This is a genomic window from Sphingomonas sanguinis (genome assembly GCF_019297835.1).
In the GTDB taxonomy this organism is placed as follows: domain Bacteria; phylum Pseudomonadota; class Alphaproteobacteria; order Sphingomonadales; family Sphingomonadaceae; genus Sphingomonas; species Sphingomonas sanguinis_D.
The window spans coordinates 3,911,782-3,926,059 of record NZ_CP079203.1 but is presented as its reverse complement, the minus strand read 5'-3'; the positions used below and the strand labels follow the sequence as shown (position 1 = coordinate 3,926,059).

The following is a 14,278-nucleotide window of genomic DNA, read 5'->3' as shown; positions in this document are numbered from 1 at the left end:
CTTATGCGAGGCCGAGGCCACCGACCACAAGGTCGATGATCTTGATGCCGACGAACGGCGCAATCAGGCCGCCCAGACCATAGACGGCGAGATTGCGGGCGAGCAGAGGCCCCGCCCCCATCGGCTTGTAGGCGACGCCCTTCAGCGCCAGCGGCACGAGCAGCGGGATGATGAGCGCGTTGAAGATGATCGCGCTCAGGATCGCCGATTGCGGCGTCGCCAGACCCATGACGTTCAGCACGCCGAGGCCCGGATAGAGCGCCACGAACATCGCCGGGATGATCGCGAAATACTTCGCCACGTCATTGGCGACCGAGAAGGTCGTCAACGCCCCGCGCGTCATCAGCAACTGCTTGCCGAGGCCGACGACCTCGATCAGCTTGGTCGGATCGCTGTCGAGGTCGACCATGTTGCCCGCTTCGCGCGCCGCCTGGGTGCCGGTGTTCATCGCGACGCCGACATCCGCCTGCGCCAGGGCTGGCGCATCGTTGGTGCCGTCGCCGCACATCGCGACCAGCTTGCCGCCCTGCTGCTCCTGACGGATCAGCGCCAGCTTGTCCTCCGGCGTGGCTTGGGCGAGGAAGTCGTCCACGCCCGCCTCGGCGGCGATGGCAGCGGCGGTCAGGGGGTTGTCGCCGGTGATCATCACCGTACGGATGCCCATGCGGCGCAGCTCGCCGAAGCGCTCGCGGATGCCCGCCTTGACCACGTCCTTCAGGAAAATGGCACCGAGCAACCGGCCATTTTCCGCCACCGCCAGCGGGGTGCCGCCCGCGCGCGCGATCTCGTCAGTGATGCGGCGCAGCTGGGTCGCCGCCGCCGTCTCACCCACGCCCGGATGGGCGCGCAGGATCGAGTCGACCGCGCCTTTCTGGATCAGCCGATCGCCGATCTTCACGCCGGAGATACGGGTCTGGGCCGTGAAGGGGATGATCTCCGCATCGGCAGGCAGACTGGCGATCGACACCTTGAACTGCTCGCGCGCCAGCACGACGATCGAGCGGCCCTCAGGCGTTTCGTCGGCGAGACTCGCCATCAGCGCCGCCTCGGCCAGCGCATCGGCATCCGAGCCACCGACGGCGCGGAACTCGCTCGCCTGACGGTCGCCGATGGTGATGGTGCCCGTCTTGTCGAGCAGCAGCACGTCGACGTCACCCGCCGCCTCGACCGCACGGCCCGACTTGGCGAGCACGTTGAAGCGGACCAGACGGTCCATGCCCGCGATACCGATCGCTGACAGCAACGCCGCGATGGTCGTCGGGATCAGGGTGATGAGCAACGCCGCCAGAATCGCCACCGGGATGCTGCCGCCCGCGAAGGATGCAAAGCCCGGAATGGTGCCGACCGCGATCAGGAAGATGATGGTCAGGCCGACGAGCAGGATGGTCAGCGCCACCTCGTTTGGGGTCTTCTGTCGTTCGGCCCCCTCGACCAGCGCGATCATGCGGTCGAGGAAACCCTGGCCCGGATTGACCGTCACCTTGACGCGGATTTCATCCGAGATGACGCGGGTGCCCGCCGTCACCGCCGAACGGTCGCCGCCCGCCTCGCGGATCACCGGCGCGCTCTCGCCGGTGATCGCGGCTTCGTTGACGCTCGCCACACCCGCCACGACTTCGCCGTCCGAGGGGATCAGGTCGCCGGTTTCGACCAGCACCACGTCACCGATCTTGAGCGCACTGGCGGGAACATTCTCCCATTCCTGGCCAGCGCCCTTCAACCGCTTGGCGGTGAGTTCGGCCTTGGCGGCGCGAAGCGAGGCCGCCTGCGCCTTGCCGCGACCTTCGGCCAGGGCTTCGGCAAAGGTGCCGAACAACACGGTCAGCCACAGCCAGACGACCAGTTGCAGCTTGAAGCCGGTGGTCAGCCCGTCATGCCCGACGACGAGCAGGACGGTCAGCAGGGCGGCGACCACGGCGGTCACGAACATCACCGGGTTGCGGATCAGCTCGCGGGGATTGAGTTTGACGAACGAGGCCTTGATCGCCGGGAGCACGAGCTCGGCGGTGAACAGGCTCTTGGTAGGGGAATTGGCCACGACTGGCGCTCCCGATCAGAAGAGTTGACCGCGGATCATCGCGAGATGATCGGCGATGGGACCAAGGGCGAGGCTCGGCAGGAAGGTCAGACCGCCCAGCACCAGCACGATGCCGACGAGCAGACCGACCCACAGCACGCCCGTGGTCGGGAAGGAGCCCGCAGAGGCCGGGACATGCTTCTTCGCGGCGAGGCTCCCGGCAATGGCGAGCATCGGCACGATGATGAAGAAGCGGCCCACCCACATGGCGACGCCCAGCAGACCGTCATACCAGGGAGTCGAGGCGGTCAGGCCTGCAAAGGCCGAACCGTTGTTCGCAACCGCGCTGGTGAAGGCATAGAGGATTTCGCCGAAACCATGCGGCCCCTTGTTGAGCGGCCCGGCCAGCCCCTGCCCCGTGACGCACGACAAGGCGGTCATCCCCAGGATGAACAGCGGCAGGACGGCGATGGCGAGGACGGCGAGCTTCACCTCGCGGCTCTCGATCTTCTTGCCGACATATTCGGGCGTGCGACCGACCATGAGCCCTGCGACGAACACGGCCAGGATGGCGAACAACAGGAAGCCGTAGATGCCAGCGCCGACGCCGCCGATGACGACCTCGCCCAGCTGCATGTTGAACAGCGGGATCATGCCGCCGAGCGCGGTGAAGCTGTCATGCATCGCATTGACCGCGCCGCACGACGCCGCCGTGGTGACGGCCGCGAACAGCGACGAGGCGGCGACGCCGAAGCGGACCTCCTTGCCCTCCATGTTCCCGCCCGCGACGCCCAGCTGGTGCAGCACGGGATTGCCCGCCGCTTCCGCCCAGTAGCAGACCGCCGCGCCGCCGAGGAACAGCAGGATCATCGCCGACAGGATCGCCCAGCCCTGGCGCGTGTTGCCGACCGCCTTGCCGAAGCACCAGGTCAGGCCGAAACCGATGACGAAGATCGACAGCATCTGGACGAAGTTGACCAGCGCGGTCGGGTTCTCGAACGGATGCGCGCTGTTGGCATTGAAGAAGCCGCCGCCATTGGTGCCGAGCATCTTGATCGCTTCCTGGCTGGCCACCGGGCCGAGCAGGATCGACTGGCGCACGCCCTCCAGCGTGTCGATGTTGACGACACCCGCCATGGTCTGCGGCACGCCGCTCGCGATCAGGAACAGGGTGTAGACGACGCAGATCGGCAGCAGCAGGTACAGGGTGATGCGCGTCACATCGGCCCAGAAATTGCCGAGATTCTTCGTCTCACGCCCCGCGAAACCCCGGAACAACGCAAAGGCGAGCGCGATGCCGGTCGCCGCCGACAGGAAATTGTGGATGGTCAGGCCCAGCATCTGGCTGAGGTTCGACATGGTCGACTCGCCGCCATAGCTTTGCCAGTTCGTGTTGGTCGTAAAGCTGATCGCGGTGTTGAACGCCAGATGCGGGGTCAGCCCGGCCAGCCCCTGCGGATTGCCCGGCAGGTAATATTGAACCCGCAGCACGATATAGGTCAGGACCATCAACGCGACGTTGAAGATCAGCATGTGCAGCGCATAGCGGCGCCAGCCCTGCTGAGCATTAGGGTCGATGCCCGCCATCTTGTAGAAACCGCGCTCGACCGGACCGAGAACGACATGCAGGGGCGTGCGCCGCCCCTCGTACAGCGCGAACAGCCACGCGCCGACCGGCTTGGTCAGCGCGAGCAGGATCGCGACGAAGCCCAGGATCAGGGCCCATCCTTGAAGCGTCATGATGCCGCCTCCTTCAGAAGCGTTCGGGGCGGATCAGCACCGCCACCAGATAGACGAGAAGGCCGAGCGCGGTCAGCGCCGCCAACCAGAGGTCGAGGGTCATGGCTCAGCCCTCCTCACGCATGGTCGCACAGGCGGGCATAGGCGAGCGTCGCCGCCACCAGCCCCGCCATGACCAGCAACCAGATCAGATCGTCCATGTGCGATGCTCCTCAGAAACCGGCGGTGAGGGTGGCGAGGAAGGTGCTGCCCGCGATATTGCCGGTGCCGTCCTGGCCCTTGCTGAAGCTCGGCCGCAGATAGGCGGCCTTGCGGTCGGAAATATTGGTGTCGACCCAGGACAGGCCCAGCGTCAGGTTATGCCAGCTTGTGTCCGCGCCCAGCGACCAGTCCCAATAATCGCCGGTCGGCGTCGGGGCGGTGGCGTTGGGGCCGAGGCCGTCCATGCCCCAGCTATGGCCGATATGCGCCTTGGCGGTGAACGGCGTGCCGGTGATCGCCGCCGCGCCGTCGCCCCAGACATAGAGGTTGTCGCTCTTCGCGCCGGGATTGTCATAGATACCGGCGGCGGCGCTGGCGCCGTTATTATACCACTTGCCGATCGCCTGCTGCTTGGGCGCATAGGCGACACCGGCGGTCAGCGAGACCGGGCCGGTCGTGCCCGAGAGCTTGGCGAAGGGCTCGGCATAGTCGGTCTTGTTCGCGCCGCCCGGATACATGTACCAGGTCAGCCCGACGTCCAGCGTGCCGGTTGGGCTGATCTTGGTCTTGTAGCCGCCGATCAGGTCCAGCTCCATGTTCGCGCCACCGAACGTGCCCCACCCCGCCAGGTTCGACGCCCAAGTGCCGACATAGACGCCGCTCTCATGGGTCGCCGTGATACCCGCCTGCACCGCCATATGCTCGTCCGACTGCGAGATGCCGCGCAGGCGATAGTCCGAGACGATCGCGGCCGAACCGCTGACGGTCACAGGCGACGGCGGCGCGGTTTCGGCGGTCTGCGCCGATGCGGCGGCCGGAAGCACGAACAGCGCCGTGGCGGCGCAAATGGTGATGGTCTTCATATATGCCCCTATGGACAGGCCGCCTTGTGAACCTGGCGACCTCCAGGGCCGAGCAATTAGGCCCGAGGGGCATAGCAATTCGAGGGCGATCCCCCGGTTTCGCATATAGACGGCGTATAGTGGGGGATCCTCCCCAGCATGGGGAGGGGGACCGCCGCGCAGCGGTGGTGGAGGGGGATCGCCGCTAGGGACGTCCTATGAGGAAGCCCCCCTCCGTCAGTGCTCCGCACTGCCACCTCCCCTTGCAGGGGAGGAACAGAAATGGCGTCACCAAAACGTCAACGATCTCGGCCATGGCGGGACATGGTCACCTTCTCCCGCCGCTCCCTCCTCTCCGCCGGTGCCGCCCTGACCGGTGCCGCCGCACTGCCCCCCGCGATCGCCCGCGCCGCCGCCATCGCACCCGACCGGCGGACCGGCACCATCCGCGACGTCGAGCATGTCGTCATCCTGATGCAGGAAAATCGCGGCTTCGATCATTATTTCGGCACGATGCGCGGCGTGCGCGGGTTCGGCGACCGCTTTCCCATGCCCGTAGCGTCGTCGGACGGCGAACCCCGCACCGTGTGGCAGCAGTTGGACCGCAAGGCCGAAGGCGGCCCCCGCTTCATCTCGCCCTTCCACCTCGACACCGACAAAGAATTCGCCCTGATGCGCATGGAGGGCACGCCGCACACCTGGCCCGACGCGCAGGCCGCCTGGGACGAGGGCCGCATGGCGCACTGGCCCGAAGCCAAGCATCAGCGCGCCATGGGTCATTATGCCCGTGCCGACCTTCCCTTCCAGTTCGCGCTGGCCGAGGCTTTCACCATTTGCGACGCCTATCACTGCGCGGTGCAGACGGGGACCAATACCAACCGGCTGTTCCTGTGGACCGGCACCAATGATCCTTCCGGCCAGGCGGGCGGCCCGGCGATCGGCAATTCGCATGACAGCTTCGTCGAGAATGTCGGCGCGGCCGATCCCTACCGCTGGACCACCGTGCCGGAACGGATGCAGGCGGCGGGCATCGACTGGCGCATCTATCAGGACATGGCCGACAATTTCACCGACAACCCGCTGGTCGGCTTCCACGCCTATCGCGAGGCGTATCATGGGCGCGGCGATCCGGCGCTGAAGGACCGGGCGCTGACCACGCGCGGGCTGGACGCGTTGAAGGCCGATGTGCTGGCCGGGCGCTTGCCACAGGTGTCCTATGTCATCGCCACCGCCGCCGGGTCGGAGCATCCCAACCCCTCCAGTCCGGCGCAAGGCGCGGCCTATACCGCCGAACTGCTCGACGCGCTGACCGCCGATCCGAAGGTCTGGGCGCGCACCGCGCTGTTCGTGATGTTCGACGAGAATGACGGCTTTTTTGATCACGTTCCCCCGCCCGCCCCGCCGTCGCGCGGACCCGATGGCAAAGCGCTGGGCGGGTCGACCGTCGATCTGGCAGGGGCCTACCATGACGTGGCCTCGACCGGAGATGCCGATGTCGACAAGCCCGCCTATCGCGGCCGCCCCTATGGCCTGGGTCCGCGCGTGCCCATGTATGTCGTGTCGCCGTGGAGCCGGGGCGGCTGGGTCAATTCGGAAACCTTCGACCATACGAGCGTCATCCGTTTTCTGGAGACGCGGTTCGGCTTCCACGAACCCAATATCGCACCCTGGCGACGCGCCGTGTGCGGCGACCTGACCAGCGCGTTCGACTTTGCCGGAAGCGATACCGCGACGCCCAGCCTGCCCGACCCGCGCGAGCAGGCGTTACGCGCCGCCGCGATCAAGGGGCAGGTCAGCCCGCAAGCCCCCGCCTCGCCCGGCGCGCCTGCCCAGGAACCCGGCATCCGCCGCGCCCGTCCCCTGCCCTATCGACTGGACGTGCAGCGTCTCGCCGATCCGGCGGGCGTTCGCCTGCGCTTTCGGGCGGAGGGCGCAGGCGCGGTCTTCCATGTTTATGACCGGAACGCGTTGGAGCGGGCACCGCGCCGCTATGTGCTGGCGGCGGGCACCCGGATCGAGGATGTCTGGCCCACCATCCATGACCTGTGGGTGCTCGGGCCGAACGGCTTCCACCGCCATTTCGCCGGGCGTGACGTGACGACAGAGGTGCAGCATGGGGTCGATGACGACGGCCTTACCCTGATCGTCCCGCCCGGCCTGATCGACCTGTCGGTCATCCGCCTCGAACCCGGCAAGACCGCGCCGCCACCCATGGCGCTGAAGCCCGGCCGCCACCGCTGGTCGCTCGACAAGGACCTCGGTTGGTATGACGTGACGCTGACCCGCGCGGGCGATCCACACTACCGCCTGCGGCTGGCGGGGCGGCATGACCGGCCCGGCCGCGCGACTGTGAGCGATCCGTTCCGCGCCTGACCTGAAACAAGACAGCATTGGATCAAGTTGCGCCGAGCCCCTCCCCTTCAGGGGAGGGGTACGAAATCGGGCTCCATTTCCTCTTCCCCACCCGTCAGCGCAGCGATAGGGTAGCGATCACACAAATAATTTTCGTTATTGGGGGGGATGTTTCATGCGGGGCAAAGCGCGCGCCACGGTGTCCGGTCGTCACTGGCGGTGGGCCTGCGCCGCATCCGCCCTGCTTGCGGGCGTCGCCCCTCTCGCCCTGTCGGCCGATCCGATCGCGACCGTCGAGCGTAACGGCGCGCTCGTCTCGGTCGAGCCCTATGCCCCCGGCATCGTCCGCGTCACCATCGCCACCGACCGCGCCGAGGCGGAGGCCAAGCCCGGCTATGGCCTGATCGCGAAGAGTGACGCGACGGGCTGGTCGCACCGCGCCGATACCAGCGGCGACGTCTTCGCCTCACCCGGCATGACCGTGACGATCGCCGCACAACCCTGGCCCAAGCCGCCCAGCCAGATGGAGCGTTATTTCGCCCCTTCACTGCCCCCCGTCTCGATCAGCTTCGCGGGGGCGGACGGCAAGCCCCTGACCCGCATGAACGGCTGGGAAAAAGCGCCACATACCGTCTCGGACGAAAAGACCTTCCGCGTCGGGGCCAGCTTCGCCGACACGCCCGATACCCATTATTACGGGCTGGGCCAATACCAGGACGGCGTGCTCGACCTGCGGGGCCGGACCATCGATTGCCGCCACGATTATGACCGCCCCGGCGGCGAGTCGGTCTGCGTGCCGTTCATGGTGACGGACAAGGGCTATGCGATCCTATGGGACAATCCGTCCGCCACGACCGTCTCGCCGGGGCTGCTGAACGCCACGAAGTTCGCCTCCAATGTCGGCGAGCGGGTGTCCTTCTTCGTAATCGCAGGGCGCACCACCGACGAGCTGTATGCCGGTTACGCCCGCCTGACCGGTGCGACGCCGCTGCCGCCCAAGGCCGCCTTCGGCCTGATCCAGAGCAAGGCGCGCTATGAGACGCAAGGCCAGCTGACCGAGATCGCCGATGGCTATCGCAAGCGCGGCCTGCCGCTCGACATCATGGTGCTCGACTGGTTCTACTGGACGCGGATGGGCCAGTTGGACATCGACCGCACCGCCTTTCCCGATCCGGCGGGCATGAACGCGCATCTCAAGTCGATGGGGATGCAGAGCATCATCAGCATCTGGCCGCGTTTCGAGCGCGAGAGCCGCTACTTCGACACGCTCGCCGCCAAGGGCTGGCTGATGAAGGACAAGGACGGTAATCCGGTCGACGGCCTGCCGATCCGCTCCGACCGCGCGGGCGCGCTGATCGACAGCACCGATCCCGACGCACGCGCCTGGTTCTGGGGCAAGATCCGCGACAACATCTTTTCGCAAGGCTTCGACTATGCCTGGCTGGACGAGACCGAGCCCGATCTGGTGCCGGAGGGGCATTTCTATGCCATCGGCTCCGGCGATCGCTATCGCAACGTCTATCCGCTGCTTCACACCTCCAGCGTCGCCGAAGGATCGGCGCGCGACCGGCCGGACAAGCGCAACATGATCCTATGCCGCGCCGCTTATCTGGGCACGCAGGCCAATGGCTGCCTGTTCTGGTCGTCGGACGTGCAGTCCAACTGGGAAGCGCTGCGTCGGCAGGTGCCCGCAGGCTTGGGCATGACGGCCAGCGGCATCGCATACTGGTCGAGCGATACGGGCGGCTGGCAATGGCCCAACGGGCCGGAGGCGCGAGCGCAGGTGCTGGTCGACCCGGCGGGCGCGACCGCCATGGCGCCGTCCTACCGCGATTACCCGGAGCTGTTCGTCCGCTGGTTCCAGTATAACGCCTTCACCCCGACGCTGCGTATCCATGGCCAGCGGCCGGGCACCGCGCTGTGGGACTATGGCACCGCCGCCGAGCCAATCCTGGCGAACATCCTGCGCCTGCGTTACGCGCTGATGCCCTATCTCTATGCGCTGGGACGACAGACCAGCCAGACCGGTGCGCCCTTCATGCGCGCGCTGTTCATGGACTTCCCCAATGATCCGGCGGTCAAGGATCTGGGCGACGAATATATGTTCGGCCCCGCCTTCCTGGTCGCGCCGGTCACCGAACAGGGGCAGACTGCGCGCCGCGTGTACCTGCCCGCTGGTACCGACTGGTATGACTGGTGGACCGACAAGCGCTACACCGGCGGCCAATGGATCGAGGCCGCCGCACCGATCGACCATATCCCGCTGTTCGTGCGCGCCGGATCGATCGTGCCGATGGGCACGGCTGTGCCCAGCACCGCGACCGCGCAAAACCTGGAGAGCATCCGCGTCTATCCGGGCCGCGATGCCAGCTTCACGCTCTACGACGATGACGGCACCTCCAACGCCTGGCGCAAGACGGGCGGGCGCAGCGCGACGCTGCGCTGGGACGACACCGCGCGCCGCCTGACCGCCAGCGGCCGCCTGCCGACCGGCCAGTCGGTCGAACCGCTGGTCAAGATCGTCGGCCAGTAAGATCGGGCCCGGCTTCCCAGGGGAAGCCGGGCTTTTCTTAACCCACCGAATACAATCGTTTTTTGCGAACGGACCGGACACACCGGCCGAAAAGAGGAGGAGAAGGATCATGATCGGAATTGTGGCCCTGCTGATCGCGGCCCTGCCAGCGGGAGCGGCCGACCAGGCGGCGCCCAGCGCGGCGGCCCAGCCCAGCATCTTCGACAAGGCGGTCAACGCCCCCGGCATCGGCTGGGCCCCCTATGGCCCCAACCAGACCGCCAAGCAGGTCCCCGCTCCCGACGTGCCCGGCGGCAACGCCGTGCAGATCAAGGTCAGCAAGGCGGGCGCCAATCCGTGGGACAGCGGGGCGGCCTATCCGACGATCAAGCCGATCGCGGCCGGTGACACGATGCTGGTCATGGTCTTCCTGCGCGCGCCGGGTGCCACCGACGCGGCACCGGTGACGATCCCCGTCGGCGCAGGCGGTTCTGAGCCGCCCTATACCCCGATCGCCACCGAGCCCGTGCAGGTCGGCCCAAGCTGGAAGCGCTATTATGTCTCGGGCGTCGCCACCCAGGCCTATGCGGCGGGCAAGGCGAACATCACCGTGCAGCTCGCGGGCGCCAAGCAGGTGATCGAGGTCGGCCCCGCGTTCCTGATCGATCTGGGGCCGGGGTTCGACCGGTCGAAGCTGCCGCGTAACTGATCGGGTAGTCGGGGCTGTGATTGCCCCGACCACTTGCAATCCCACACTCCGTTCGCACTGAGCGAAGTCGAAGTGCGCGTCCCAGGCCCGCCTCTTGGCGGAGGTTCTCCCTTGGCCTTCGACTTCGCTCAGGCTGAACGGGTGAAGGGTTTTTCAAATAAAGAACCGCCCGCCTCCCTCACGGAAGCGGGCGGTTTTTTGTCGGCCACCGGCCGAGCCCCGAAGGACCCGGCCGGTAAACCCGATCAGAACGTGCCGCGAAGCGCGAACGAGAAGCGGCGGTCGTTGACGATGTACGAGCGCGGCGCGGTCGCGGTCGAGCCGCTGATATAGGCCTGCTCGGTCTTGATGACCTGATTGGCCAGGTTCACGCCCTGTACGCCGATCTTCAGGTACTTGTTCAGGTTGATGAACGCCGACGCGTCCAGCTGCCCGCCTGCATCCTGATAGATGGAGGTGTACGGGAAGATCACGTCCGCCGGGGTCAGCAGATACTTGGAACGCCAGTTATACGCCGCACGCAGCGAGACCGGACCCTTTTCGTAGAACAGGGCCGCGTTGACCGTGTGCCGCGACAGACCCTCAAGCGGAATGTTGCCCGGCTTGATGTTCGACGTATTGGCCGGAGCGCCACCGTTCAGGAACGAGTTGGGCAGGCCCGAGCTGTCGATATAGGTATAGCTGCCGCTGGCGCCGAAGCCGCTGAGCAGACCCGGCAGGAAGTCGAAGGTCTGCTGATACGCAGCCTCGAAGCCCTTGATCTTGCCGGTGCCCTCGTAGTTGGCCGGGCCACGGACCAGCACCGACTGGGTGATGCCGTTGCTGGTGATCGAGCGGTTGGTCAGCGACTGGTAGAAGAAGTTCTGCACCGACTTGTAGAAGACGTCGAACGACAGCTGGCCGACACGGGCGAAATACCATTCGACGGTCGCATCGAACTGCCACGCGGTCGCGGGCTTCAGATACGGATTGCCCGCCGTCGCCGTGATCTGACCGCTGTTGGTGTCGAAACCAAGCTGGAGGAAGTTGCGGATGTTCGCAAAGTCCGGCCGGGTCATGACCTTCGACGCCGCCAGACGCAGCACCACGTCGCGCCCGATGCCGAACTTCAGGTTCGCGCTGGGCAGGAAGTAATGATACTGGCTGCGCGCCGTGTCCGGCGTGGTGATGCCAGTCGAGAACTGCTGGATCGCATTGTATCCGGCCTGGCCGAGCTGACAGATGCCTGCCGGAACGGCGACGAGCGGAACGCCGTTCTGCAGAACGGGCTGGCCGTTCTGAGTCACGGGCTGCGGTGCGCAGCGGGTGGCGAACGCATCGGTCGTGCCCGTCTGCTGCTGCGTCGGCGCACCGATCGAACCGGCCGAGACCACGTCGGTCAGGACATAACGCACGCCGACATTGCCGCTCATCCGCACATTGCCGAACAGATTGCCCGGCGTCGCGAAGTTCAGCTGCGCATAGGCGTTCTTGTCCTGCTGCTTCACCAGCTGGATTTCGGACGGCAGGTACGGCGTACCCGCGACGACGCCCGCGCGCTGCGCCAGCGGCGACCAGGTCGTCGCGGTCGACCCGTTGGCGGTCTTCCACAGATTGCCGATCGACTGGAAATAGGCCGCCGACTGCTGATAATTCCCGGTCATGTCACCGGTATAGTAGTAAGCAGAGGGCGAACCGTTGGTCGCGCCACGGAAGAAGTTCGGGAAGGTGTAGAGCTCGGTCTGGCCGGGGGCCTGCGCGAACGACACCGGGTTCGTGCCCGACCAGACTTCCGACAGCGCACCCCAGTTATAGGTGGTGTAGCGCACTTCCGACGAACGGTCGGCATAACGCGCGCCGAACTTCACATGCGTGAAGAAGCTGCCATCGTCGAACTTATAGTCGGCATCCGCCTTGAACGCATATTCGCGGCCCACGCTCTCTTCGAGATGGTCCATCGCCGCGCGCCAGAACTGGACGTTGCGGTTGGCGAAATACTGGGCGTCCGTCTGCTGGTTCAGCGTCGGGTTGGGCGTTGCCCAGCTCGCCTGAAGCGTCGACGGCTTGTGCGGGATCACGACCGGCAGGTTGCCGGTCAGGTCCAGCTCCGAGTCGGCGAAGGTCGAGCCGAACACGCGCAGGTCGGTGCTGGTCTTCTTCGCACGGGTATAGTCGCCGTCCAGATTGATCGACAGATGGTCGTCCAGCTGGGTCTTCAGGTTCAGGCCGAAGTCGGTGACGGTGTTCTCGTCACGCGTCATGCCGCGCGCCAGCGACTGCTGCGTGCCGCCGGTGGGAACCCAGCAGGTCGCCTGACCACTGCACGAAGCACGATAGCCGTTGCCCGGCGCGGTGATGTAACCCGACTGGAACAGGCCGCCCGCGTCATAGACGTAGTTCTTCGTCGAGCCGGTGGGGCACTGCGCGATCGTCGAGTTGGCAGGTCCAGCATTGTTCTGGAGACAGCCGACCGGATAGGTGCTGTATTCCGACAGATCGGGCGCGGTCTCGAAGGTGCGCTCCGAGGTGTTGTTGACCGTGTGGGTGCGCAGGAACTGCGCGGTCAGGACGGTCCGCTCGTCGGTGCTCTGCCACTGACCTGCCAGCGCGACGCCGTCACGCTTGCGGTCGAATTCCTGCGTCGCGAACTGGCCACCGATCGGGGCGTAGCGCAGCGATGCCGGATCGAGATAACCATCCGCGCCGGGGGTGCTCGCCGCACCGCACGCGAAGCCGGTCGCGCCGCCGACGGGCAGCGTCGTCTGGTCGACCGTGCCGGGCAGCGGGTTGCGGCAGTTCTGCGCGGTGGTCGAGTTGGCCGCCAGCGCCAGCGTGTTGTCGCGGGTCTGGATGTTGGTGATGCGGATGCTGTCCGCGCGGCTGCGGACGCGCGAATAGGAGACGTTGCCGAGCAGGCCGAAGCGGCCGATGCCCGTGTCCCAGGTGTTGCTGACCAGCAGCGAGCCGGTCGGCGACCACTTCTTCTTGAAATCGCCGTAATTGCCCTCGGCAGTGAAGCCCAGGTGGAAGCCCTTGTTGTCGAAGGGCTTGCGGGTGTTCAGGTTGACCGTACCGGCCAGGCCGCCCTCGATCAGCTCGGCGGTGGCGTTCTTGTACACCTCGACCGAGCCGAGCAGTTCGGCGGGGACGTCGGAGAAGTTGATCGCCTGGCCGCCGATACCGGCCGAGAAGGTGTCGCGACCGTTGAACTCGGACCGAACGAAGGTCAGGCCGCGCACCGCGACGCCCGAGCCTTCGACCGAGAAGTGGTCGGGGTCGTTGGCGGCAGCAAAGCGGCTGATCGACACGCCCGGGACGCGCTGAAGCGCTTCGGTGACCGAACGGTCGGGCAGCGCGCCGATGTCGGACGCGGTGATCGCGTCGACGACGGTGTCGGAGTTGCGCTTGATCGTCTGCGCATTCGCCAGACTCTGGCGGATGCCGGTGACGACGATGTCCTTGCCGGCATCGGCTTCATCGCCTGCAGGCGGCTGCGCACCGGCGGCCTGCACGCTGGCGCTGGTGCGCGGCGTGGTCGAGCCGGCCGTGCCCTGGCCCGCGACCGCGCCGGTCGGCGAGCTGGCGCTCTGGTCGGGATCGGTGGTCGTCTGCGCGAGGGCAGGCGTGGTCAGCGCGGCGATGCACAGGGCACCGGCGGACGCGCCGAGCAGGAGCCGATTAAAACGATTGGCATTGGCAGTGAGCGGCGCAGCGCTGCGCATGATGGTCATCCCCCCCTTGGCGCGCGCCCCATTGGCGTCGCGTGGTTCGGTCGCGATCGTGCCTTTCGACACGTTTCACAGACTCGTGATTGCGCTACCAGCAACATTTCGACAAGATGTTTAACTTAAAGAACGTCCGATCCGGGACAAGGTGCGACATTCCTGCCACGCTCCCCCTGTCGGTGGATTGCGGCAGGACCCGAC

General features: G+C 66.5%; 8 protein-coding genes. 3 read left to right on the top strand and 5 right to left on the bottom strand.

All coding sequences use genetic code 11. The annotated features are described in order from the left end of the window. Position 1: 1 nt before the first annotated feature. The 4 genes from kdpB to KV697_RS18170 form a co-directional block, all read right to left on the bottom strand. Positions 2 to 2,038 carry a potassium-transporting ATPase subunit KdpB gene (gene kdpB, locus KV697_RS18185; protein WP_219019378.1) on the bottom strand — a complete coding sequence of 679 codons (2,037 nt, stop codon included), beginning with the start codon at positions 2,036 to 2,038 and terminating at the stop codon, positions 2 to 4. 15 nt (positions 2,039 to 2,053) lie between these two features. Further along, positions 2,054 to 3,757: a potassium-transporting ATPase subunit KdpA gene (kdpA, locus tag KV697_RS18180; RefSeq protein WP_219019377.1), complete on the bottom strand. Its 1,704-nt coding sequence runs from the start codon at positions 3,755 to 3,757 to the stop codon at positions 2,054 to 2,056. 13 nt (positions 3,758 to 3,770) lie between these two features. Further along, the gene (gene kdpF, locus KV697_RS18175; RefSeq protein ID WP_037531783.1) at positions 3,771 to 3,860 is read right to left on the bottom strand and encodes a K(+)-transporting ATPase subunit F; all 90 of its coding nucleotides are present in this window, start codon (positions 3,858 to 3,860) and stop codon (positions 3,771 to 3,773) included. A 109-nt stretch (positions 3,861 to 3,969) separates the two neighbouring features. Beyond that, positions 3,970 to 4,821 carry a TorF family putative porin gene (locus KV697_RS18170; protein ID WP_219019376.1) on the bottom strand — a complete coding sequence of 284 codons (852 nt, stop codon included), beginning with the start codon at positions 4,819 to 4,821 and terminating at the stop codon, positions 3,970 to 3,972. A gap of 303 nt (positions 4,822 to 5,124) precedes the next feature. On the opposite strand from KV697_RS18170, the gene KV697_RS18165 reads away from it, so the two are divergent. The 3 genes from KV697_RS18165 to KV697_RS18155 all read left to right on the top strand — a co-directional run bounded on the left by KV697_RS18165 (position 5,125) and on the right by KV697_RS18155 (position 10,373). Further along, complete coding sequence (locus KV697_RS18165; protein ID WP_219019375.1) at positions 5,125 to 7,173, top strand: phosphocholine-specific phospholipase C; 2,049 nt, start codon at positions 5,125 to 5,127, stop codon at positions 7,171 to 7,173. Between the two features lie 154 nt (positions 7,174 to 7,327). Continuing rightward, positions 7,328 to 9,685 (top strand): glycoside hydrolase family 31 protein, encoded by a 2,358-nt coding sequence (locus KV697_RS18160; RefSeq protein ID WP_219019374.1) that lies wholly within the window; start codon positions 7,328 to 7,330, stop codon positions 9,683 to 9,685. Positions 9,686 to 9,794: 109 nt separating this feature from the next. Beyond that, entirely contained in the window at positions 9,795 to 10,373 is a 579-nt protein-coding gene (locus KV697_RS18155) for a hypothetical protein (protein ID WP_257575431.1), read from the top strand. Positions 10,374 to 10,618: 245 nt separating this feature from the next. On the opposite strand, the gene KV697_RS18150 is transcribed toward KV697_RS18155, so the two are convergent. Further along, positions 10,619 to 14,074 carry a TonB-dependent receptor gene (locus KV697_RS18150; RefSeq protein WP_219021493.1) on the bottom strand — a complete coding sequence of 1,152 codons (3,456 nt, stop codon included), beginning with the start codon at positions 14,072 to 14,074 and terminating at the stop codon, positions 10,619 to 10,621. Between the last annotated feature and the right edge of the window lie 204 nt (positions 14,075 to 14,278).